This is a genomic window from Streptomyces sp. NPDC052107 (genome assembly GCF_040680215.1).
Lineage (GTDB): Bacteria > Actinomycetota > Actinomycetes > Streptomycetales > Streptomycetaceae > Streptomyces.
Window position 1 is genome coordinate 212,083 of sequence record NZ_JBFAWG010000001.1, and the last position, 22,849, is coordinate 234,931.

A 22,849-nucleotide genomic window follows, 5' to 3' on the forward strand; every position below is an offset into this window, starting at 1 on the left:
CGTCGGGAGGTGAATCCGCGTGTACGTCTGCAGCTGCTTCGGCATCACCGAGGCCCAGGTCAAGCAGCACGCGGAGGACGGTGCCTGCACCCCCCGCCAGATAGCCTCCGCCTGCAAGGCGGGCACGGACTGCGGCTCCTGTGTCCGCCGGATCCAGGCCCTCCTCGGCCGGGGCGCCTGCCCGCGGCGTGAGCTGGCCGACCAGGGCAGGCCGGTCCTCTCCGAGCTCCCGGAAGCCGAGCTCCCGGAAGCCGCCTAGCTCTCCGGCTGCTCGATGACCTGGGAGATGTAGAGCGCCTCGCCCAGCTTCTCCACCAGGTCCAGCTGAGTGTCGAGGTAGTCGATGTGGTGCTCCTCGTCGGCGAGGATGTCCTCGAAGATGTTGGCGGACGTGATGTCGCCCTTCTCGCGCATCACCTTGATCCCGCGCTTGAGCCGGTCGATCGCCTCGACCTCGATCTGCCGGTCGGCCTCGAACATCTCCTTCACGGTCTGGCCGACGCGTACGTGGAACAGCCGCTGGTAGTTCGGCAGCCCCTCCAGGAACAGGATCCGGTCGGTGAGCACCTCGGCGTGCTTCATCTCGTCGAACGACTCGTGCCGCGTGTATTTGGCGAGTTTGTACCAACCGAAGTTCTCCTGCATCTTCGCGTGCAGGAAGTACTGGTTGATCGCGGTCAGCTCGCCGGTGAGCTGCTCGTTGAGGAACTCGATGACCTCGGGGTCGCCCTGCATCGCAGCGGCTCCTTCCACACGGGAAACACGGGGTGTGCCGCCGCATGATTGCACCGGTGACGAAGATCGTCCAGTAAGTGGGTACTTAGTAAGTAAGTGCTTGCTTGATGTGAGTTGTCCGGTTCGCGGGCTCATGGTCGACTCATGGTCAAGGGCACTGCCCGAGGTCTGTCAGGATGGATACATGGGTCATCCGGTGGAGCGAGAGTCTGGAGCAACGGCAGGGTCCGCGCTTCCGCCGGGTCAGCGGCTCCAGCGTGGCTGGCCGGTCACGCACTACGGCCCCGTCCCGAAGTTCCGCCCCGAGCGCTGGGAGTTCCGGGTCTTCGGCGCCACCGCCGACGGTGACAAGCACATCTGGAACCACGAGGAGTTCACGGCCCTGCCGTACACCACCGTGGTGGCCGATCTGCACTGCGTGACGAAGTTCAGCATGATCGGCGCCGAGTGGGGCGGCATTCCCGCCCGCACCATCCTCGAACTGGCTCCGCCGGCGCCGGACGTCACCCATGTGATGGTCTGGGCGGAGTACGGCTTCAGCTCGAACCTGCGCCTGACCGACTTCGCCTCCGACCGCGCCCTCTTCGCCACCCACAAGGACGGCGAACTCCTCACCGCCGAGCACGGCTTCCCGGTCCGCCTGATCGTGCCCCACCTGTACGCCTGGAAGGGCCCGAAGTGGGTCCGCGGCGTCGAGTACATGAGCGCCGACCGCCGCGGCTTCTGGGAGGAACGCGGCTACCACAACATCGGCGACCCGTGGAAGGAACAGCGGTACTCCTATCAGGAGGAGCCGGGGGAGGGGCCGGAACTCTGACCGGCGGGGCTCTCAGCGCCGCTGAGCTCGGCGCCGGTCACTCCGACAGGCATGCAGGGAGCCCCGTACTGTCGACGGACCCCCGCACCAAGATCTCTTCACCCGAGAACGAGAACTGATCCGCCTCAGCCGTCCCTGAGCTTCTTCAGTCGTTCCACGTCCGCCGCATGCCCAGCCTTGCCGCCGGGCGTCTCGATGATCAGGGGTACGCCCTCGGTCGCGGGGTGGGTCATCAGGGCCCGGAACGGGTCCTCGCCGATGCGGCCGGCGCCGATGTTCTCGTGGCGGTCCTTGTGCGCGCCGACGACGTCCTTGGAGTCGTTGGCGTGGATCAGCTTCAGGCGGCCCTCGCCGACGGTGTCCACCAGGAGGTCCAGGGTCTGGTGCATGCCGCTCGGGCCGGTCAGATCGTGGCCGGCGGCGAAGATGTGGCAGGTGTCCAGGCAGACCCCGAGCCTCGGGTGCGCGTCCAGCGCCTCGAAGTATGGGCCGAAGTCCCAGGTGCGGGAACACAGGGAGGCGCCCTGCCCGGCCGTCGACTCCAGCAGCAGAGACGGGTCGTCGTCGTGTGTCAGCTCGTCCAGCAGCGGCAGCATGTGCTGGCGCACCTGCTTCAGCGCCACCTCACGGGCCCGCCCGCCGGTCGCGCTCCCGGTGTGCACGACCACACCGAGCGCACCGATCTCCCGCCCGCGCCGCAGGGAGTGCCGCAGCGACTCCACCGACCGCTCCACGGTCGCCTCGGTGTGCGAGCCGAAGTTGATGAGATAGGGAGCGTGGACGTACGCCGGGATCGACTCCTCGGCGCAGGCCGCCCGGAACGCCTCGTCCTGCCGGGGATTCCCGGCGGGCGTGGCCCATCCACGCGGGTTGGCCACGAAGACCTGCACGGTCTCCGCCTTCAGCTCACGGGCGTACGACAGCCCCACGGAGTGCAGGCCACCGGCCACGGGAACGTGGCCGCCGACGGGATTGCGCGGAAGGGAGGCCGGGAGCGAGGGGGAAGATGGTGACGTCATGGCTCACCCAGCATGCCAGGACGTGTGGGGACGCCCCCGATCAGGGTACGACTGCACCAGCGCACCTGTGCGGACGCCAGGGGAGGGTGTACATGGGGGACGTCATCAGCTTCTCGCTGCCGGACGGCGGCAGGGTCCTCGTCGAACCGGTCGACGACGTCTACGGCCTGGAGGAGATCTCGGTCAACGGCGGCACGGTCGTCAGACGTGCCCAGGAGGGCCTCGGGGAGGCGCTCGACGGTATCCGGCGGATGGCCGCGGAGGCACACGCCCGGATCACGTCGCTCGCGGTCGCCCCGCAGCGCCTGGAACTGGAGTTCGGGGTGAAGCTCAGCGGGGAGACCGGAGCGGTCCTGGCCAAGGCGACCGGTGAGGCCCACCTGGTCGTCCGGGCCGTGTGGGAGAAGTAGCGGGGCCCGGCGCGGCCGCGGCCGACGTGTCCGGATCCGTCGCAGCGTACGTGCGGCCTCCTCCCGCAGCCGGGAGGATCCGCCTACGATGCCCAGGCGGCGCGGACGCCGTGGTGCGGGCCGTATGCCGGATGTCCCGGGAGACGGAAGGGGCACAGGCATGGAAGAGACGACGGGGGTCCAGTGCGAGCTGCCGGACATCGCCGCGTTCACCATCGACGAACTGCGCGCGCTGCCGGGATCCGTGCTCGCGGTGGCACTGGAACGGCTGGAGGCGGAGGCGGCGGAGTCCGGCGGCGAGGACGCGTACAACAGCTGGCAGTCGAGCCCCTGACGGACCGATGGCCGATGTCGAGGCGCTTCTCGAACAGGGCTGGCGGCCCGTCCCGCTGCGCCAGTTCGTCCTCAAGATACGCAGCCGGTGCAATCTGGCCTGCGACTACTGCATCATCTACGAACACGCCGATCAGACCTGGCGCCGTCAGCCCCGGGTCATGAGCGCGGAGACGGTGCGGCAGACGGCCCGGCGCATCGCCGAGCACGCGGCGCGGCACGCGGTTCCGAACGTCCGGATCGTGCTGCACGGAGGTGAGCCGCTGCTGGCCGGACCGATGGGTATCGGCCGAATTGTGGGCGCCCTGCGCGAGACCGTCGAAGACGCGGGCACCGAGGCCGAGTTCACCGTCCAGACCAACGGAACCCTGCTCAGCCCCCGCATGCTGCACACCCTGGCCGAACACGGCGTACGGGTCGGGGTCAGCGTGGACGGGGACCGGCAGGCCCACGACGCGCACCGCCGCACCGCGTCCGGCAGCGGCTCCTACGACCGGGTCATGGCCGGACTGCACCGCCTGTCCGACCAGTTCCCGCAGCTGTACGCCGGGCTGCTGTGCACCATCGACCCCACCCGGGATCCCGTGGCCGTCTACGAGTCGCTGCTGCCCACCCGCCCCCCGCTGATCGACTTCCTGCTGCCGCACGCACACTGGGGCGCCCGCCCGCCCGGACCGTCCGGGGCCTACGGCACCTGGCTCGCGGCCGTCTTCGACCGCTGGGCCGGAGCACCCCGCAAGGAGACCTCGGTGCGCCTGCTGGACGAGCTGCTGCACGCCGTGCTCGGCGGCCGCAGCCGGCTGGACTGGGTCGGCCTGACCCGTTCGGTCTCCGCCTTCGTCGAGGCCGACGGCGGCATCCACCAGAACGACGCCCTGCGCACCGGGCACGACGGCGCCTCCGCCACCGGCCTGGACGTCTTCCACCACTCCTTCGACGACGTCCTGCTGCACCCGGGGTTCGCCGCCCGGCAGGCCGGCCGCCGGCTGCTCGCCGAGCAGTGCCTGAGCTGCGCCGAACTGTCCGTGTGCGGCGGCGGTGAGTACGGCCATCGTTACGGCCCGGACGGCGGATACCGCCGGCCGACCGTCTACTGCGCGGACCTTCTGCTGCTCATCCGGCACATCCGGCGCTGGGTGGCCGGCTCCGCGGGGCGGCCGTAGTGATCGGGACACATGTCATCTCGGACCCCGTCTTCGACGCGCTCGCGGCGGGCGGGGGCGGCCCCGAGGCCGTACGACTGCTGCGGCAGGCCCGGCGCAGCCGGAACCTCCTGCTGCTGCGGCGGATCCTGGACGGCCCGTGCGCGGCCGCCGCCGAGCCGGCCGCCGACCTCCTTGCGCGGGTGGAACGGGCCGCCCCCGCCGTGGCCCGGAGCGTGATCGACGCCTCCTCGTTCGGCACCTGGGCCGCGCGGGCCGCGAGCGACTGCCCGGCCCATCGGCACGCCGGCTGCACGGCCCGTGACCTCGGCGCCCTCGCGGCGGTCGCCGCCGTACGGGCCGGGCTCGGCACCGAGATCACCGTGCCGGTGCACGACGGCACCCTGCGGCTGCCCGGTCTGGGCACGGCCACCCGGCTCGGCCCGGTCGGCGAGGCGCTGGTCGTGGTCACCACCCGGCCGGAGGCGCACCCCGGCCCGGACGGCCCGCCGCCCGGCCCGCGGCCCACCCGGTTCCCCGGCTGCCAGGTGGACATCCGGCTTCCGGGCGAGGTACGGCCGCTGCCGCGCGACCCGGGCCGTGCGGGACACGACTGGCAGCCCGTGGCCTTCCTGGAGGCCCGGCACCGGGGACTGGCGCTGCGGGTCCCGCTGGAGACAGCGGATCCCCGGCTGCCCTCCCTCGACACGGCCAGCGCCCGCCCCGCGGCCTGGCAGGAACTGCTGCGGTCGGCCTGGCGGCTCCTGGTCGACAGCCACCCGGGGCGCGCCGAGGAACTCGCCGCCGGACTGGGCGGCATCGTCCCCCTGCCCGCACCCGCGCGCGGGGTCACCTCCGCGACCTCACGGCACGCCTTCGGCACCGTCCTGGCCTCCTGGCCCGCCGACCCCGACCGGCTGGCTCTGACCCTGCTCCACGAGTTCCAGCACAGCAAACTCAGCGCGCTGGCCGACCTGGTGATCCTGCACGAGCCGGACGGCCGGCCCCGGCTGTACGCACCCTGGCGGCCGGACCCACGCCCGCCCGCGGGGCTGCTCCAGGGGATCTACGCCCACCTGGGGGACCTGGCGTTCTGGCAGCACCGCAGCGCCAGCCTGCCCGAACCCGAACGGGCGGATGCGGCCTGGCGGCTGGCGCTGACCCGGGCCCAGGCCGAGCGGGGCGTGACCGAGGCGGCGAGCCGGCTCAGGCTCACCCGGCTCGGCGCCCGGTTCCTCGACCGGGCCGCGCGGACCGTGCGGGCCGTCTCTCCGGATCCGGGCCCGGCACGCGTCGCCGCACGCGTGGAGGCCGGTGTCGAGGCCGTCTGGCGACTGCGCTGGGCCGAGGCCGACGGCACGGGGATCAAGCAGCTGGCCGAGCTTTGGCGGGCCCGGCTGCCGGCCGGAGCGCTGCCCGCCGACGACATACGACCCGCCTCGGGGCCGGTGTCCGGGCCCGGCCCCGAGTTCGGCCGCTGGGCGGCCAAGCAGCGCGGCGCCCACCGGGCACCGCCCGCCCGGGAGGCCGCCGAAGCCGTCGCCGCCCAGCCCGACCGCGCCGAACGCTGGGCCGGCCTGGCCGCCTCCGCCGCGGAGGAGCGCCTGCCGGGCGCCGGCGTGCTGCGCCGCCGCACCGAGGTCGTCCGTGACCTGTACCGCGAACTCACCACCGACGGCGGAACGCCCGAGGAGGCCCGCCCCCCGGACCCACTGGCCCTCGCGGCCTGGCTGGCCGGCGCACCCGTCGCCCGGGAGGCGGGCGCCGGCCCGGGGCAGAGCACGGGTGTCTGAGCCGGGGAGGCGGGCGCCCGCGCGGGTCAGAACACCGGTGTCTCGATGTCGCAGAACGCCCGCTCGCCGCGGGAGAATACCTCGGCCACCGGACAGTTTGGACCGGTACCGGGAGTTCACAGCGGGCGGCGGGACGGCTGAGGAAGGCCGACCGCCGGACCCACTGGCCCTCGCGGCCTGGCTGGCTGGCGCACCCGTCGCCCGGGAGGCGGGCGCCGGCCCGGGGCAGAGCACCGGTGTCTGAGCCGGGGAGGCGGGCGCCCGCGCGGGTCAGAACACCGGTGTCTCGATGTCGCAGAACGCCCGCTCTCCGCGGGAGAACACCTCGGCCACCGGATAGTCCGCGCCCAGCGTCCGGGCGAACCGCGTCAGGATGTCGTCGAGGAGTGCCGCGGCCTCGTCCTCCCGGCCCAGCGAGCGCAGGTCGTGCGCGAGGTTGCCGCCGCACACCAGCGTGACCGGATGATCGTGGCCGAGGGTGCCGCGCAGTGCCTCCAGGTGGCGGGTGTTCGCCTGCATCGCCTCCTCGTGCCGACCCGCCGAGTGCAGGTCGTTGGCGAGGTTCACGCCGCAGCGCAGCGTGCAGTTGTGCTCCGGACCGAACCGGCGCTCCAGCTTCTCGTAGGCGGACAGGTTCAGCGACAGCGCCCGCTCGTGCTCGCCGAGGGCCCGCAGGACGACGGCGTGATTGGTCTCCGTCATCGGCAGATAGGGGTGGTCCGCGCCGAACAACTGCTCGTATCCCGCCACGGTCTGCGCGGCCAGGCGCTCCGACTCTTCCAGCTCACCGCGCAGCAACAGGTCGACGGCGTGGTTGCCGATCGCGGCCAGGGTGTTGAGGTCTCCCTCGCCGTAGCGCGCCCGGCAGCGTGCCACGGTACGCCCGGACCTCTCGTACGCCTCCTCGTAGGCGCCCATCGCCCGCAGGGAGACGGAGAGGTTCTTGGCCACGTCCAGGGTGGACGGATGCTCGCGGCCCTGCCGGTCGCGCAGCTTCGGATACAGGGCGCGCAACGACTCGGTGGAGCCCCGGTAGTCGCCCATCTCCCGCTGGTCGCGGGCGTAGTTCGCGGCCACCACCAGGGTCAGCGGGTCGTCCGGGCCGAAGATGCGCACCCGTCGCTCGTAGGTCTCCGCGTCCAGCTCCAGCGCCTCCTGGAACCGGCCCAGCAGCCGTAGATCGAGCGCGCGGTTGGCCGCGGACATCAGGGCCAGCGGATGGTCCGGGCCGAAGCCGGTGATCAGCCGATCCAGGGTGTCCCGGTCCCGCTCCGCCGCCGCCTCGAAATCGCCGAGGACTCTCAGGTCGGCGGCGTTGCTGTTGGCGATCGCGAGGGTCTCCTCGTGGTCCTCGCCGTACACCCGGCGGGTGCGTTCGAGCAGCTCGGCGTTGAGCTGCCGGGCCTCGTCGAACCGTCCGAAGCTGCGGATCAGGTTGCCGTAGGCGCGGGTGATGCGCATGGTCTGCGGATGGTCCTCGCCGAGCCGGTCGCGCCATTCCGCGCGCGCGAACTCGGCGAGCTGGGCGCCGCCGGTGTAGTCGCCGTGCTGGTAGAGATAGCGGACCTCGTTGATCACCAGGTCGCGGACGTCCCGCTCCTCGCACTCCACCGACCGGGTGGGCCGGATGTGCGGGCGAAGCTCGGCGTACCTGCGCCAGTTCGCGTCGTCCTCCGGCTCCTTCGGGTCGGCCGCCGCCAGCAGGACATGGGTGAGGTGGTAGGTGTCCTCCTGCTCCTGCGGGGACATCTGGTTGAACAACACGGCCTGCACGAGCCTGTGCATTTGCAAACTGTTGCTGCGGTGATCGATGCGGGCCAGCGCCAGCCGGCCGATCTCCCGGGTGACCAGGCCCAGCTCCACCGGGTCGCGCAGCGCCTCGGCCAGCGGGGACGGCAGCGGGGCGAAGGCCGCGCTGCGCAGCACGGCCCAGCTGATGGGCTCCGGCGCCATGCAGGAGCACAGCCGCAGCAACTGGACCGCGGCCGGGTTGCGTTCGGCCAGCCGCTCCATGGCCAGGTTCCAGGTCGCCACCACGGAGTGCGGATAGCCGGACGGTACGGAGGTGTCGAGCAGCCGTCCCGCGTGCTCGCGCAGCAGCTCCAGGTACTCGTCCACGGACATCGCCGTCTCCGCGTGCCAGGCTCCGGCCTGCTCCACGGCGAGCGGAAGGTCGCCCAGCGCCTCGGCCAGCCGGGACGCGTCCTGCACGGGCATCCCCGGGACGCGCCGCTGCAGGAAGCGGACCGACTCCGCCCGGGAGAAGACGTCCACCGCGACGGGATGGGCGTGCCCGGCCCAGCTCTGGTTGCGTGAGGTGACCAGGATGTGACCCTCGCCGGAGGGGAAGTACTCCTCCAGGTCCTCGGGCCGGTCGGCGTTGTCGAACACCAGGAGCCATTTCCGGAACGGGGTTCCGCGCCGCAGGCAGTCCAGAACCAGGGGAAGCGCCTCGTCACCGCTGGGAGCCGCCTCCAGGCCCAGGTGCGGTGCGAGAGCGGCGATGGACGAGCGGACCAGCGCGGGATCCTCCGCGTTGATCCACCAGATCAGCTGGTACTGCGACTGGTACCGGTAGATGTACTCCACGGCCAGTTGTGTCTTACCCACTCCGCCGAGCCCGAAGAAGGCCTGCGGCACGATCGCCGCGCGCCGGTCGGCCAGCCGGTCGTGCAACTGGGTGATCAGCTCGTCCCGGCCGGTGAAGATGTGGTTCCGCGGCGGAATGCGCCGACCCCACACCTGCGGGACGCTCTCCTCGAACCGCACGGGCCGCGTGAGCGTCGACAGGGGAGCGGTGGTGGGCCCCCCGGTGCTCGGAGGGCCGTCGACGCCGGCCAGACGAGACGCGGACTCGGCCACGGGTGATTCCCTTTCCGCCGGCGGCCGGGGCGTCTTGGCCGCCCCGCCGGATTCGACCGGGTGAGGGCGGGCGATCCCGGTCTCGGCAGTGCTGTTCGTGGTTGTGGTGTCGGTCACATCGTAACTGTACGGCTGCGGACGGTTACCTACGCCCGCGGGGCGGTGCTGCCCGGAGATGAGATCGCGCAGCTTGCGCGCCCGGGTGGTGAAGCCCCCGCCCAGTGCGTCGGCCACCGCGGCATCGACCTTGGCGAAGGGAAGGCTCTCCGCGCTGATGCGCGCGGGCAGCTCCGCTGACGGATCGGCCAGCGTCGCGTCGAACCGGTACGGCGCGGACGAGTGCTCGGCCAGGTAGGCGGAGACGGCGGTGAGGACCCGCCGGCTCTCCTGCCGGTGCAGGGAGCCCAGCAGGAGCGAGCGCACGGCCTCGGGGAAGTCGAACTCCGTCTGTTCGGCCGGGCGCGGCCGGTCGCAGGGCACCGGGTGCAGCAGGCCCGACAGGAACACCTCCGCCAGGTGCGACGGCGTCGTGCGGGGCGCCATGACCTGCTGGACCAGACGCATGACCGGCAGGAACAAGGGAGCCGCGGCCAGGTATCCGGCCAGTTCGAAGGCCTGCGGCGAGGCCTGCGCACGGAACGCGAGCACCCGGTCCAGCGGGGACAGCCCCTCCTCGGCCGGCCGCGGCGGCACCGTCTCCGCCGGCGCCGAGGGCGCCGCGCCGTCCGCAGCCACGGCATACCCCTGGAACGGCGACGACTCGGGGTGGGCGACCATCCGGGCCCACATCTGCAGTGCGGCGGGCGCGAGTTCCACGACCGGCACCGGCACGCCGGCCTGGTCCGCACCGGCGTGCAGGTCGCGGTTGGGGGCACCGGGGCGGGCGGCGTGCAGGGTGACGGGGACGGGGCGCAGCGCGGTGCGGTGCCACAGCCGCCGGTCCAGCGGCTGCACAAGGGCCGTGGGCCGGCTGTGCGCCCAGCGGGCCAGCAGCCGGAGCGCCGCGCCGGAGCGCCAGCCGGGGCCGATGCCGTCGCTGAAGACCAGAACGGCGCCGCGCGGGGAGTGGTAGGCGGGCGGACCCTGGTCGGCGCGGCGGCGCGGACCGTCGCCGGACCAGGGGGGTGCCGTGCTGCGCACCGCGATGGTGCCGTCCGCCAGGTGCTCCAGCCAGCGCACGGTGATCGAGCGGAAGGCCCCCACCCGGCGCAGCACCGTGCGCAAGTCGGCCACCGCGCTGTCCCACAGCACCATGGACTCGCCGGTGTCGACCACCAGCACCAGATCGAGCCAGGGCTCCTCCTCCGGGACCAGCACCGGCTCCCAGACGTCGGTCTGTGCCGCGCGGTCGGCGGTCGCCTCCTCGTCCATCCGGTGCCGCACCGTGGAGGAGGCGCGGCGCCGCAGCGGCCGCAGGGCCCGCCCCAGCTCGGCCGGCTTCCCCAGCGGGCGCACCCCGGGAGAGCGGACCGGCAACGCGGGGACGGCTGTTCCGGCGTCGCCCGCCGGCGCGCGGAAGTCGCGTGCGTGCAGCTGCGGTCCCCGCATGCGCGGAGCGGGAATGCCCGCCCGCGGCGCGCCGTTCGCCTGTGCCTCGGCGGAGTCCTCGCCGGCGGGAGTGCCACGCCGGCGTCGGGGCCGATCCGGCTCCAGCTGGCCCACGAGCCCGGACAGCCGGTGCGGCCCGCGGGCGGCCGGTCGCGCGGGCGCGTCGTCCGCGGCGCGCGCCAACTGCGCCGCGAGCCAGAGGACTTCGGCGATCTCCCGCGCGTCCGGAGCGGGGCGCTCCGGTGATTCGTACGACATCAGGGCCCCGTTTCGAGATGCCGCCACAGGGTGCGCAGCAGATCCTGCCACTGCTCGGGGTCCTCGTCCGCTCCCACGCGTGCCAACTGGATGGCGCTCAGCAACTGGTCCACCGCGACACTGCCGTTGCCCTGTTCCACGAGGAAGGCCTCCACCAGCGGCCGCGCCTGCTCCAGCGCCTCCTCGCCCAGATGCGCGGCGACGATCGCGGCCAGCCGTTCCGGACCCGGCGGCTCGATGTCGTAGCGCAGGCAGCGCCGGGCGAACGCGGCGGGGAACTCCCGCTCCTCGTTCGAGGTGATGACCACGAACGGGAAGGCCCAGCAGGACACCTGGCCATCCGCCACCAACGCCTGGCCGCCGTCCGCCGTGCGCACCGGCACACTGCGCTGTTCCGGGGGCAGCCGCAACAGCTCCTCGACGCTGAAGCGCCCCTCCTCGAACACGGTCAGCAGATCGTTCGGCAGGTCGATGTCGCTCTTGTCCAGCTCGTCGATGAGCAGGACGCGCGGCCGGCGGCGCGGCAGCAGAGCCGTGCCCAGGGGCCCTAGCCGCAGGAACCGTCCGATGTCGCCGGTGCCCTCGCCCGTGTCCAGGCCGGCCCGCCGCAGGTTCGCCTCGTGCAGCCGCCCGATGGCGTCGTAGGCGTACAGCCCGTCCCGCAGGGTCGTGCGCGAGGTCACCGGCCAGTGCAGCACGGGGCCGAGCCCCAGCTCATGGGCGACGGCATGGGCCAGCGTGGACTTGCCCGTGCCCGGACGGCCGGTCAGCAGCAGGGGGCGGCGCAGCAGCAGCGCCGCGTTGACGACGTCGACCAGTCCCCGGTCCACCTGGAAGACCCGGCCCCGGCGGGCGTCGGCCGGCTCCGGCGCGAGGACCTCGTCCTTCGGGGGCGTGCCCTGCTGGATCGGCCGCCAGCCCGGGGGATCGGGCAGCCGGTCGATCGCGTCGTGCGGAACGCCGTCGCCACGGTACAGCCACCACCCGGGTGTCTGCGGGCTTCCGGTCTCGGTCACGAGGGGTCACCTCCGGGGGCGGGAACGGGTGCGGCCAAGGGGGTCTGTGGTGGCAGCCGGTCGAAGGGGTCCCAGAGGAAGCCCAGACGCAGTCCGCCGGCGATGCGCGGCCCGCCGCCCGCGGGCACGGGCGACCACTCGCCCCGGCGGGCCCGTAACACGGCCTCGGGCAGGGTCCGTACGCTGGTCGACCGCAACCGGCCCGGCAGCTCCCCGGTGACCCGCGGCCCGTCCTGTTCGTCGTGCGCCCACACCAGCGCGGGGATCCCCGCGTCCAGGGCCGCGTCGAACTCCGGGTCGGGCGTGCGCTTCCGGGCGGCCCGCGGCGGGAAGCCGAGCACCAGCGCGAGCGGCCCGTCCTCCGGGTACAGCGCGGAGAACATGACTTCGTACGACGTCGGGTCCTGGCTCCGGGCGGGCACCACATCCACCACCCGCTCTCCGGAGAGTACGGACATCGCCCTCATCCTGTCCCACTTGCGGGACCAGTTATGCCCCCACTCGACCCAGACCGACGCGTTCTGGCGCTCGAGACTGCGCACGGCGACCGGATGCACCACCCCCAGACGCACCTCCGCGCCGCTGGGCGTGGTGATCGGGAGCCCGTCGAACGCCCTGCCGAGCAGCTCGCGCGGCAGGACGAACTCCACGAACAGATCCGGGGAGTCGATGGCCTTGGCCCGGCGCATCCGGATGATCTCCTCCCGGATCAGGCGCTCGATGTGGCCGAATCGCATGGCCTCGGTGTACTGCTGCACGGCCTCCCGCGGCGAACCCTCGTGCTCCTGGAAGACGTCGAGCAGATAGTGCCGGGACGGCGAGGCGGGAGTGATGCGGAAGGTGGCGTACGTCCACCGGGCGGTCGCCCGCGCCGGACGCGAGCGCCGCTGAAGCAGCGGGCCCGGATCGACCACCGGCGAGCAGTGTCCGGCCCGGCCGCGCACCCAGCGGGCCAGCTCCTGCCCGCGCGTTCCCGGGACGCGCTGGGACAGCGCCGCGACGAACGTCAGCAGTGGCGGCACCGGGCGGCCGGCCTGCGCGATCTGCTGCAGGTCGTGCACGATGCCGAGGATGTCCTCGGGAGCGCCCTGCCAGGGGCGGCGCACCGGGCCGAGCGCCTCGTCGCGCAGCGTCACCAGACCCGGCAGCGGCACCGCGCCGTCCAGCAGCAGGCGGTAGAGGTCGTCCATGGCCTCGGCGTCGAACGGGCCGTCGTCGTACAGACCCTGGTGGAGGTCGGTCTCCGGCACGGAGGGGTCCGTGAGCAGCTCTCCGGACAGCGCGAGGGCGGCGCGCAGCGGGGGCCAGGACCGGGCCAGCCGGGCCATGGGGATCATCCATGTCACCCCCGCGTCCGGTGCCTTGTCCCGCAGGACGGCCAGCCCCATGACCCGGGAGGTCGCGACGTCCTTCACGCCGCAACCGCTGTACCCCTTGCCGACCTTGCGGCCCGTGTCGGGCGCGTCGTTCAGCTGGATCAGCGCCGACGCCGGCCCGCCGGGGCCGGCCATGAGGCAGTCCGCCCACACCCCGTGCGGCTGTCCCTGGGGGTAGCCGTACACCTGCATCCGCCGCTTCGCGCTGTAGGAGCCGGCGGACAGGTGGCCGTGCGAGCTGGGTAACCGGTCGCCGGCCAGGGACAGATCGCCGTGCAGGGTCAGCACCGAGAAGTCCTCGTGCGAGTTTCCGCCCCCATAGTGGTGCCCGCCGCCCGGGGAGCCGCTCAGCCGCAGGCCGTTGCTCAGGCTGATCGTCACGGTGGCGCCCGGGTCGTCCTGCCACGGCCGGCCGAGGGCGCTCGTCACCACGTGGGCGCACGTCAGCACGTACCGCGGCGGCATGACGACCCCTCCGCCCACGGGCATGCCCGTGGGCCCGAGGATGCTCACCTGCCAGACGTCGGTTGCGGTCAACTGCGCGACCGGTTCCACCCCCAAGACGCCTCTCCCCCCGTCTGCCGCGCCACCGGACGAGCACCGCGAAGCCGCCATAGTAGCGGCCTCGGAGGGGGCGGACGCAGGGGGCAACAGTCCATCGACGGCGGCCAGTTGACACTGCCCCCGAGGGGCCCGCAAGTGCCCTGGTCAGCGGATGGTGATCGTGATGGCCGATCCCTTGGGCGCCTTGTCGCCGCCCTTCACCGACTGCTTCTTCACGGTGTCGCCGAACAGCCCGAGCAGGCCGCGGTCCTCGTCCACCTTGAACCCGGCGCCCTCCAGCGCCTTGTGGGCGTCGTCGACACTGTCGCCGACCACGTCCGGCACCTCGACCATCTCCGGGCCCTTGGACAACGTCAGCGTCACCGTGTCGCCCTCGGCGGCCTGGCTGCCGTCGCCCGGGCTCTGCTGGGCCACCTTGCCCTTGTCGTACTCGGAGTTGACCTGCTGGGGCGCGATCTTCACCTTCAGCCCGGCTTCCGTCAGCTGCTGCCTGGCGTCGGCCGGATCGTCACCGGTGACGTCCGGCACGTCGATCGGGCGGCCCTTGCTGACGGTCAGCGCGATCGCCGACCCGGCGTGCCGCTCGGTGCCGGCCCGCGGTGTCGTGGCGATCACCGAGCCCTTGGCGACGTCCTCGCTGAACTCCCGGGTGACCATGCCCGGTTCCAGCCCGTCCGCCTTCAGCCGCGCACGCGCCTCGGCCAGGGGGCGGCCCGCGACATCCGGCACGTTCACCGTCTCCGGGCCGAGCGAGATGGTCAGCGTCACCGAGTCGTGGTCGCGGATCCGGGCGCCGGGCGCGGGGTCGGTGCCGATGACCGTGCCCCGCTGGACCGCGTCGTTGTACTCGCGCTTGACCTGTCCGACCTCGAGGCCGGCCGACTTCAGCCGGTCCCGGGCCTGCGCCTCGGTCTTCGACAGCAGTGGCGGGACCTTCGTGAACTGGCCGGAGTTGATGTACCAGACGCCGGCGCCCACGCCGAACACCACCAGCACGGCGGCGACGACCGTCAGCACCAGGCGCCGCGACCGCCGCGGTGGCACCGGAGGCGCCTGCAGCCGGCTGGTGTGCTGGACGCCGCCCCCGGCCGGCTCCTCCTCGTTGACGGGCAGCGGCCGGGGCACGGTCAGCGAGCGCGGTATCACGCTCGTACGGTCGCCGGCGTTGTCGTGCTCCGCGGACAGCGCCTGCGGCGGTATGGCGTCCAGCTGCTCGTCGCTCAGCCCCTGGCGCGCCTCGCGTACCTGGGCGAGCAGTGCCACGGCGTCGTGCGGCCGGATGTCCGGGTTGCGAGCGGTCGCGGATGCCACCACCTCGTCCAGCTCGTACGGCAGCCCCGGCACCAGTGCCGAGGGCGGCGGCACGTCCTCGTGGATGTGCTTGTAGAGGACCTGCGCGGGGGAGTCCCCCGAGTGCGGCTTGCCGCCGGTCAGCATCTCGTAGAGCACGACACCGCAGGCGTAGACGTCGACGCGTGGATCGGCGGTGCCCTGCTCTATCTGCTCGGGCGCGAGATACGACACGGTCCCGAGGACGGCGCCGGTCGTGCTGGTCTGGGTGTCCACCGACCGCACCAGCCCGAAGTCGGCGACCTTGACCCGGCCGTCGTCCCCTATCAGCACGTTCTCGGGCTTCATGTCCCGGTGCACGAAACCGGCCCGGTGCGCGGCGCCGAGCGCGGCGAGCACGGGCTCGAGGATGTCGAGGGCCGCGCGGGCCTGCAGCGCCCCCCGCTCCCGCAGCACGTCCCGCAGAGTGCACCCGGCGACGTACTCCATCGCCAGGTACACGTACGACCCGTCGGTGCCCTGGTCGAAGACCTGCACCACGTTCGGGTGCGCCAGCCGGGCGACGGACTTCGCCTCCCGGATGAACCGCTCCACGAAGGATCCGTCGGCCGCGAGCGTCGGGTGCATCACCTTCAGCGCGAGCACACGGTCCAGACGGGTGTCCAGGGCCCGGTAGACCGTGGCCATCCCGCCGACCGCGATCCGCGCGTCGACGCGATAACGGCCGTCGAGCACCTGCCCGACGAGAGGGTCCTGAAGGGTCGTATCCACGCAGGGGAGTCTACGAGGACCCACCGACACTTCCCCCGCCGAGAACGCTTTCCCCCAGGCACTGAAGCCGACCTGTGACGCGACACACGAACAAGGGTTCCGATCCCCAGCCCCACACCCCCACACCGCCCCCACCCCCGCCGTCTGCCGCCGCCCACCGCCCGGCCGCCGTCTGCCGCCGCGCACCGCGCGGGCCGCCGTCTGCCGCCGCGCACCGCGCGGGCCGCCGTCTGCCGCCGCGCACTGTCCAGGCGGTTGGCTGGCGCCGCCCACTGTCCGGGCCGTCGGCTGCCGACGGCCACCGTCCAGGCCGCTCGCTGCCGCCGGCAGCCCCCCCGTGCAGTTCGCTGTCTCCTGCGGCCCGTGCCGCCCGCGCCCCACGACTCGTGGCCGTCGCGGCGCAGGCGACCCGCTGCTACGGCCTGTGTGGCCCGCCGGCGTCGCCCCGCGACTCGTGGCCGTCGACGCTGCAGGCGTTCGGTGGCTGCCGGCGTCGTCACCGCGAGCTGTGCGGCCCGCCGGCGCCCCCAAGACTCGCGCCCGCCGACGGCGCAGGCGTCCCGCTGCCGCCGGTGCCGCCCCCACAACCCGCGGCCGCCGACGGCGAGGACGCCCCACGGGATAAGTCCAGCCCCCCAGCAGGCGGTAACGGGCGGTGCGCGGGTGGGAGAGCCGTGGGCAAGTGCGGCACAGGGTCAGAACGCAGGACGCTCGGGATCCAGCACGGCCAGGCCCCCCGCAGGAGACGACGCCTCGGCGAAGTGCCTGCGCGGAATCCGCCCGGCCAACCGAGCCAGCCGACCTCCCTCCACGGCATGCCTCATCGCCGCCGCCATGAGTTCCGGCTCCTGCGCCCGGGTCACGGCGGAGGCGAGCATCACCCCAGCACACCCCAGCTCCATGGCCAGCGCGACATCGGACGCCGTACCGGCCCCCGCATCCAGAATCACCGGCACGCGCGCGTGCTCGACGATCAGCTGGAAGTTATGGGGATTGCGGATCCCGAGCCCGGACCCGATCGGCGACCCCAGCGGCATGACGGCGGCACAGCCCACATCTTCCAGCTTCCGCGCCAGCACGGGATCGTCATTGGTGTACGGCAGCACCGTGAACCCGTCGTCGACCAGCGTCTCCGCCGCCTCCAGCAGCTCCACCGGATCCGGCAGCAGCGTCCGCTCGTCGGCGATGACCTCCAGCTTGATCAGATCCGTGCCCAGCGCCTCCCGCGCCAGCCGCGCGGTCAGCACGGCCTCGCCCGCGGTGAAACAGCCCGCCGTGTTCGGCAGCACCCGGATGCCCAGCCTCTCCAGCACCGACAGCACCGAACCGTGCACGGAGGGGTCCACCCGCCGCATCGCGACCGTCGTCAGCTCCGTACCGGAGGCGACCAGCGCCCGCTCCAGCACCTCCAGGCTGGGCGCACCGCCCGTACCCATGATCAGCCGCGACGAGAAGGTCGTACCCCCGAGGACCAAGGGATCGTCGGCCATGGCTCAGCCTCCCTGGACCGCGGTGAGGACTTCGACCCGGTCGCCCTCGGCCAGCGCCGTGGACGCCCACTGCGCGCGCGGGACGACGGTCTCGTTGACGGCGGCGGCCACCCCGGAGGGCGCCGAGACCAGCGACCGTACGACGATGTCCAGAGCGGTACCCGGAACGATCTCCCGGCGCTCTCCGTTGACAGAGATCGAGATGCTCATGCGGGCTGCTCCATGAGGACGGCGGCGCCGAAACGCTGCGGCGTGAAGGGACGGGCTTCTTCCGGGAGCCGGCCGCTCGCCAGCACCTCGGCCATCACATCCCCGGTGACCGGCGTGAGCAGCACGCCGTTGCGGTAGTGCCCGGTGGCCAGCAGCAGCCCGTCGAGCCCGGACGGGCCGAGCAGCGGCGCGTTGTCGGGGGAGCCGGGGCGTAGCCCGGCCCGGGTCTCGGTGAGCGGCAGTTCGGTGATGCCCGGCACCAGCTCGTGGGCGTCGCGCAGCAGCTCGTACACGCCGCCCGCGGTGACGGTCGTGTCCCAGCCCAGCTCCTCGCTGGTCGCGCCGACGACCAGTTCGCCGTTCTCGCGGGGCACCAGATAGACCTGGCTGCCGCGGACCACGGCCCGTACCGTCCGGCTGAGGAAGGGCGCGTACCGGCGCGGCACCGTCAGCCGCAGCACCTGCCCCTTCACCGGCCGCACCGGCGGCAGCAGCGCCTCCGGCACGCCCGTGAGCCGCCCGCTCATGCTTCCTGCCGCGAGCACCACCTGCCCGGCGCGCAGCTCGGTGCCGTCCGCGGTGATCACCCCGGCGGCCCGGTCCCGTACGACGTCCAGCCGCTCGGCCCACGCGCGATGGAACACCACGCCGGCCCGCTCGCATGCGCTCACCAGGGCCGCCGCCAGCCGCCGCGGGTCGATCTGGTGGTCGCCCTCGACCCGCAGCCCGCCGCGCACCCCGGGCGCCAGCATCGGCTCCAGGCGCCGGCACTCCCGCCCGGACAGCCACTCCGAGTCCAGGCCGGAGCGTTGCTGCAGGGCGTGCAGTTCACGCAGATGTGCGCGGTCGTCGGCGTCGAGCGCGACCGCGAGGGTGCCGCAGCGGCGGTAGCCGAGGTCCTGGCCGGTCAGCTCGGTCAGCTCGGCCGTGAAGTCCGGGTAGCGGCGGGCCGATTCCAGGTTCAGGGCGAGCAGCCGCTCCTCGCCGTAGTGCAGTTCGGTGACCGCGGCCAGCATCCCGGCCGCGACCCGCGCGGCCCCGCCGCCGGGCTCGGGGTCCACCACGGCGGTCGCGAGCCCGCGCTGCGCCGCGCGCCAGGCCGTGACCAGGCCGATGATTCCGCCCCCGGTGACGAGGACGTCGGACGTACGTGACGACATGGGCGTCCAGCCCCTCCCTTCGCCGGCATGACCCGGATCAGGTTCGTACGGTCGGAGGCCGCCAGCCTCCCTCTCAGCCCGGTGCGTCCGGGCTCCCGCGAGTGCTTGTACGGTGGCCACCCTAGCCCGCCCCCCTCGTCACCCGTAAGGGAGCCCCTGCCCATGGCCCGGTCGCTCGACGGACTGATCCTCGCCCCCCTGGCGGACCAAGCCCCAGGTCAGGTGGGTACCCGCACCCGGTTCGCGTACCACGAGGAGGACGGCGAGATATGGGCCGAGTACGCGGGCGGCGATGTCGTACGCGGTCATCTGGTCGGCACCCGGGAGGGCGACCGTCTGGACTTCCGCTATGTCCAGCTGAAGACCGACGGGACGACCTCCTCGGGGCACTGTGTCTCCACGGTCGTGGAGCTGCCGGACGGGCGGGTGCGGCTGGAGGAGACCTGGGAGTGGGAGTCCCAGGCGGGCGCCGGTACGAGCGTTGTGGAACAGGTCACCGGGCACGCCCGCTGACTGACGCGTTGTCACGTGTCTATGGTGATCGGGTGAGCGAGCAGACAGCGCAAGGGGGCACGCCGGCGGGGCGGCGCGTGGTCGTGGTGGGCGCGGGCATGGCCGGGGTGCAGACCGCGGTCGCGCTGCGGGAGCAGGGCTTCAAAGGTCCCGTCACCGTGATCGGCGCGGAGCCGCACCAGCCGTACGACCGGCCGCCCCTGTCGAAGGCCGTACTGCTCGGCAAGGCCGAGGACTCCGCCTTCGACGTGGACTTCGAGTCCCTCGGCGTCGAGCTGCGGCTCGGCTGCGAGGTGCTGGGCCTGCGCCCCGCCGAACACGAGCTGGACACCGAGGCGGGCCCGGTGCCGTACGACGTCCTGGTCCTCGCCACCGGCGCCGAGCCGATCACCCTGCCCGGCACCGAGGGGGTGCCCGGCGTGCATCTGCTGCGCACCTTGGACGACGCCGAACGGCTGAAGCCGGTGCTCGCCCGGCAGCACGAGATCGTGGTCGTCGGGGCCGGCTGGATCGGCGCCGAGTTCGCCACGGCCGCCCGCGAGACCGGCTGTGCGGTGACCGTCGTGGAGGCCGCCGACCGTCCGCTCGCCGGCGCCCTGCCCGCCGAGGTCACGGCGCCCATGGCCGCCTGGTACGCCGACGCGGGTGTGGAACTGCGCACCCACGCGCGCGTGGATCACATCGAGCCCGGCGCGGTCGTGCTCGCCGACGGCACCCGGCTGCCCGCGGACGCCGTCGTCGTCGGCATCGGCGCCCGCCCCGCCACCGCCTGGCTGGCCGTCTCCGGCGTGGAGCTGGGCCCGCACGGGGACGTCCTCGCCGACGACCGGCTGCGCACCTCGGTCGAGGACGTGTACGCAGTCGGCGACTGCGCCTCCTTCCCCTCCGCCCGCTACGGCGAACGGCTGCTCGTCCACCACTGGGACAACGCCCTGCAGGGCCCGCGCACGGTCGCCGCGAACGTGCTCGGCGAGACCCCGGCGGTCTACGACCCGGTGCCGTACTTCTGGTCCGAGCAGTTCGGCCGGTTCGTGCAGTACGTCGGCCACCACGCCGCGGCCGACCGCATGGTCTGGCGCGGCGACCCGGAGGGCCCGGCCTGGACGGTCTGCTGGCTCCGCGAGGACCGCCTGGTGGCCCTGCTGGCGGTGGGCCGACCGCGTGATCTGGCGCAGGGCCGTCGGCTGATCGAGGCGGGCCGCCGGATGGACGCGCGGGCCCTGGCGGACCCGGCGAAGCCCCTGAAGGACGCCACGGCCGCCTAGCCGGGTCCTCCCGCCCGGACCTGCCTGACTTCCGACTGTCAGTGGGGGATGGCAGGCTTGTCCTGTGACCGAGATTGAAGCAAAGATCGATGCTCTCGTCCCCGCCTGGCTCACCCTCCCCGACATCGCCGAACAGCTCGGCGTCGAGGTGACGCGTGTGCGGCAGCTGGTCAAGGAGGGCCAGCTCATCGCCGTACGCCGGGGTGAGAACCGCGCACTGCACGTCCCCGCCGCCTTCATCGACGGGGACAAGGTCGTCAAGGGCCTGTCCGGCACCCTGACGCTTCTGCGGGACGACGGCTTCACGGTCGAAGAGATGATCGAGTGGCTCTTCACCCCCGACCCGACCCTGCCCGGCACCCCCGCGCAGGCTCTGAGCGAGAATCGCGGCACGGAGGTGAAGCGCCGCGCCCAGGCGCTCGCCGTCTGAGCCGAATCGCACATGAGGGGTGGCGTGCGGGCCGTCCTGGCCCGTACGCCACCCGCCGAAGCCGCCAGGGACACCGACCAGGGGGACCCACGTATGTCCGACACCGCACGCGCCGCGCTCGCCGACGCCCGCCTGTACCTGTGCACGGACGCGCGCAAGCGCCAGGGCGACCTTCCCGAGTTCCTGGACGCGGTCCTGGCCGGCGGTGTCGACATCGTGCAGTTGCGCGACAAGGCCATGGAGGCCGCCGAGGAGCTGGCGCACCTGGAGGTCTTCGCGGACGCCTGCGCCCGGCACGGCAAGCTCCTCGCGGTGAACGACCGCGCGGACGTCGCCCACGCCGCCCGCGCCGACGTGCTCCACCTCGGCCAGGGCGACCTGCCGGTCCCTGCGGCCCGTGCCGTCCTCGGTGACGAGGTGCTGATCGGCCGCTCCACGCACGCCGAGTCCGAGGCCGCCGCGGCCGCCGCGCAGGAGGGCGTGGACTACTTCTGCACCGGCCCCTGCTGGCCCACCCCCACCAAGCCGGGCCGGCCCGCGCCCGGCCTCGACCTGGTGCGGTACACGGCCGGTCTGGGCACCGACCGCCCCTGGTTCGCGATCGGCGGGATCGACCTCGCCAACCTCGACCAGGTGCTGGACGCGGGCGGCCGCCGGGTGGTCGTGGTGCGCGCGATCACCGAGGCCGACGACCCGGGAGCGGCCGCGGCGGAGTTCGCGAAGCGGCTGCGGCAGGGCTAGCGACACGGCTTGTCGGCTCTTCCGACCGCGTTTCTGTCCGGTTTTCTGTCCGCCTTTCTGTCCAAGGAGTGGACAGGAAAGCGACAATCAGGGCAAATCTCCGTCCTTCGGTTGGGGGACCGCCCCTCCCTGGCTAACCTGCCGGTATGGCCCTCGGAACCCCCTCCACCAGGACTGATCGCGCACGCACCGTGCGCGACATGCTCGCCAGCGGCAAGACGACGTACTCGTTCGAGTTCTACGCGCCGAAGACCCCCCAGGGCGAGCGGAACCTGTGGAACGCGCTCAGAAGGGTCGAGGCCGTCGCCCCCGACTTCGTCTCCGTCACATACGGCGCCGGCGGTTCCACGCGCACGACCACGGTCCGCGAGACGCAGCAGATCGTCGTGGACACCACGCTCACGCCCGTCGCCCACCTCACCGCGGTCGACCACTCGATCGCCGAACTGCGGAACATCATCGGCCAGTATGCGGACGCCGGGATCCGCAACATGCTCGCCGTGCGGGGCGACCCGCCCGGCGACCCGATGGGCGAGTGGGTGCCGCACCCCCGGGGACTGACGTACGCGGCCGAACTCGTCCGGCTCATCAAGGAGTCGGGCGACTTCTGTGTGGGGGTCGCCGCCTTCCCGGAGATGCACCCTCGCTCCGCGGACTGGGACACCGACGTCGCCCACTTCGTGGACAAGTGCCGTGCGGGCGCGGACTACGCCATCACACAGATGTTCTTCCACCCGGAGTCGTATCTACGGCTGCGTGACGGTGTGGTGGCCGCGGGCTGTGAGACCCCCGTCATTCCCGAGGTGCTGCCGGTCACCAGCGTGAAGATGCTGCAACGGGTGCCCAAGCTCAGCACCGCGCTGTTTCCCGACGCCCTGAAAGAGCGGATCCTCACAGCGAAGGACGATCCGGCGGCGGTACGCTCCATCGGTATCGACTTCGCCACGGAGTTCTGCGCTCGGCTGCTCGCCGAGGGAGTGCCCGGACTGCACTTCATCACGCTCAACAACTCCACGGCGACCCTGGAAATCTACGAGAACCTGGGCCTGCACCACCCCCCGCAGGCCTAGACCGGCCGCACGGTGATACGACACACTGCGTAGCGG

The 22,849-nt window shown here is 72.9% G+C and carries 20 protein-coding genes and 1 riboswitch; of the genes, 11 read left to right on the forward strand and 9 right to left on the reverse strand.

Features of this window, described 5'->3' with window-relative positions:
• Window positions 1–19 precede the first annotated feature (19 nt).
• A complete protein-coding gene (locus AB0M27_RS00985) occupies window positions 20–259 on the forward strand; it encodes a (2Fe-2S)-binding protein (RefSeq protein WP_365326633.1) in 240 nt (79 codons plus the stop codon).
• Here the strand turns inward: AB0M27_RS00985 and bfr are convergent.
• Window positions 256–735, reverse strand: a complete 480-nt coding sequence (bfr, locus tag AB0M27_RS00990; protein ID WP_365716527.1) for a bacterioferritin — start codon at window positions 733–735, stop codon at window positions 256–258. The two genes, AB0M27_RS00985 and bfr, sit on opposite strands and share 4 nt — an antisense overlap.
• A gap of 184 nt (window positions 736–919) precedes the next feature.
• Between bfr and AB0M27_RS00995 the strand changes: the two genes are divergently transcribed.
• Window positions 920–1,552, forward strand: coding sequence for a sulfite oxidase-like oxidoreductase (locus tag AB0M27_RS00995; protein ID WP_365716529.1), 633 nt, complete (start codon window positions 920–922; stop codon window positions 1,550–1,552).
• Between the two features lie 125 nt (window positions 1,553–1,677).
• On the opposite strand, the gene AB0M27_RS01000 is transcribed toward AB0M27_RS00995, so the two are convergent.
• Complete coding sequence (locus tag AB0M27_RS01000) at window positions 1,678–2,571, reverse strand: deoxyribonuclease IV (protein WP_365716531.1); 894 nt, start codon at window positions 2,569–2,571, stop codon at window positions 1,678–1,680.
• Between the two features lie 92 nt (window positions 2,572–2,663).
• On the opposite strand from AB0M27_RS01000, the gene AB0M27_RS01005 reads away from it, so the two are divergent.
• From AB0M27_RS01005 to AB0M27_RS01020, 4 genes are all read left to right on the forward strand, one after another.
• Entirely contained in the window at window positions 2,664–2,981 is a 318-nt protein-coding gene (locus AB0M27_RS01005) for a CU044_2847 family protein (RefSeq protein WP_365716533.1), read from the forward strand.
• Window positions 2,982–3,141: 160 nt separating this feature from the next.
• A complete protein-coding gene (locus AB0M27_RS01010; RefSeq protein ID WP_365716535.1) occupies window positions 3,142–3,315 on the forward strand; it encodes a hypothetical protein in 174 nt (57 codons plus the stop codon).
• Window positions 3,316–3,322: 7 nt separating this feature from the next.
• Complete coding sequence (locus AB0M27_RS01015) at window positions 3,323–4,477, forward strand: FxsB family cyclophane-forming radical SAM/SPASM peptide maturase (protein WP_365716537.1); 1,155 nt, start codon at window positions 3,323–3,325, stop codon at window positions 4,475–4,477.
• On the forward strand, window positions 4,477–6,249 hold the full coding sequence (locus AB0M27_RS01020) for an HEXXH motif-containing putative peptide modification protein (protein ID WP_365716539.1): 1,773 nt from the start codon (window positions 4,477–4,479) through the stop codon (window positions 6,247–6,249). The genes AB0M27_RS01015 and AB0M27_RS01020 overlap by 1 nt, the downstream gene beginning before the upstream one ends.
• Window positions 6,250–6,519: 270 nt before the next feature.
• Here the strand turns inward: AB0M27_RS01020 and fxsT are convergent, their stop codons facing one another.
• From fxsT to thiO, 7 genes are all read right to left on the reverse strand, one after another.
• The gene (gene fxsT / locus AB0M27_RS01025; RefSeq protein WP_365716541.1) at window positions 6,520–10,917 is read right to left on the reverse strand and encodes an FxSxx-COOH system tetratricopeptide repeat protein; all 4,398 of its coding nucleotides are present in this window, start codon (window positions 10,915–10,917) and stop codon (window positions 6,520–6,522) included.
• Window positions 10,917–11,933: a MoxR family ATPase gene (locus AB0M27_RS01030; RefSeq protein WP_365716543.1), complete on the reverse strand. Its 1,017-nt coding sequence runs from the start codon at window positions 11,931–11,933 to the stop codon at window positions 10,917–10,919. Before AB0M27_RS01030 ends, fxsT begins: the two co-directional genes overlap by 1 nt.
• Window positions 11,930–13,864 carry a hypothetical protein gene (locus AB0M27_RS01035; RefSeq protein WP_365716844.1) on the reverse strand — a complete coding sequence of 645 codons (1,935 nt, stop codon included), beginning with the start codon at window positions 13,862–13,864 and terminating at the stop codon, window positions 11,930–11,932. The genes AB0M27_RS01030 and AB0M27_RS01035 overlap by 4 nt, the downstream gene beginning before the upstream one ends.
• Before the next feature lie 153 nt (window positions 13,865–14,017).
• Window positions 14,018–15,934, reverse strand: a complete 1,917-nt coding sequence (gene pknB, locus AB0M27_RS01040; protein ID WP_365716545.1) for a Stk1 family PASTA domain-containing Ser/Thr kinase — start codon at window positions 15,932–15,934, stop codon at window positions 14,018–14,020.
• Window positions 15,935–16,629: 695 nt separating this feature from the next.
• The gene (locus AB0M27_RS01045) at window positions 16,630–17,424 is read right to left on the reverse strand and encodes a thiazole synthase (protein ID WP_365716547.1); all 795 of its coding nucleotides are present in this window, start codon (window positions 17,422–17,424) and stop codon (window positions 16,630–16,632) included.
• 3 nt (window positions 17,425–17,427) lie between these two features.
• Window positions 17,428–17,628: a sulfur carrier protein ThiS gene (thiS, locus tag AB0M27_RS01050; protein ID WP_365716846.1), complete on the reverse strand. Its 201-nt coding sequence runs from the start codon at window positions 17,626–17,628 to the stop codon at window positions 17,428–17,430.
• A gap of 2 nt (window positions 17,629–17,630) precedes the next feature.
• On the reverse strand, window positions 17,631–18,794 hold the full coding sequence (gene thiO / locus AB0M27_RS01055; RefSeq protein ID WP_365716549.1) for a glycine oxidase ThiO: 1,164 nt from the start codon (window positions 18,792–18,794) through the stop codon (window positions 17,631–17,633).
• Window positions 18,792–18,903, reverse strand: a riboswitch (TPP riboswitch). Its footprint overlaps the gene before it by 3 nt.
• A gap of 53 nt (window positions 18,904–18,956) precedes the next feature.
• On the opposite strand from thiO, the gene AB0M27_RS01060 reads away from it, so the two are divergent.
• From AB0M27_RS01060 to metF, 5 genes are all read left to right on the forward strand, one after another.
• Complete coding sequence (locus AB0M27_RS01060) at window positions 18,957–19,307, forward strand: hypothetical protein (protein ID WP_365716551.1); 351 nt, start codon at window positions 18,957–18,959, stop codon at window positions 19,305–19,307.
• Between the two features lie 32 nt (window positions 19,308–19,339).
• The gene (locus tag AB0M27_RS01065) at window positions 19,340–20,572 is read left to right on the forward strand and encodes an FAD-dependent oxidoreductase (protein ID WP_365716553.1); all 1,233 of its coding nucleotides are present in this window, start codon (window positions 19,340–19,342) and stop codon (window positions 20,570–20,572) included.
• A gap of 64 nt (window positions 20,573–20,636) precedes the next feature.
• Entirely contained in the window at window positions 20,637–21,002 is a 366-nt protein-coding gene (locus AB0M27_RS01070; RefSeq protein WP_365716555.1) for an Rv2175c family DNA-binding protein, read from the forward strand.
• 93 nt (window positions 21,003–21,095) lie between these two features.
• The gene (gene thiE, locus AB0M27_RS01075; RefSeq protein WP_365716557.1) at window positions 21,096–21,743 is read left to right on the forward strand and encodes a thiamine phosphate synthase; all 648 of its coding nucleotides are present in this window, start codon (window positions 21,096–21,098) and stop codon (window positions 21,741–21,743) included.
• Window positions 21,744–21,889: 146 nt separating this feature from the next.
• The gene (gene metF, locus AB0M27_RS01080; protein WP_365716559.1) at window positions 21,890–22,813 is read left to right on the forward strand and encodes a methylenetetrahydrofolate reductase [NAD(P)H]; all 924 of its coding nucleotides are present in this window, start codon (window positions 21,890–21,892) and stop codon (window positions 22,811–22,813) included.
• Window positions 22,814–22,849 lie beyond the last annotated feature (36 nt).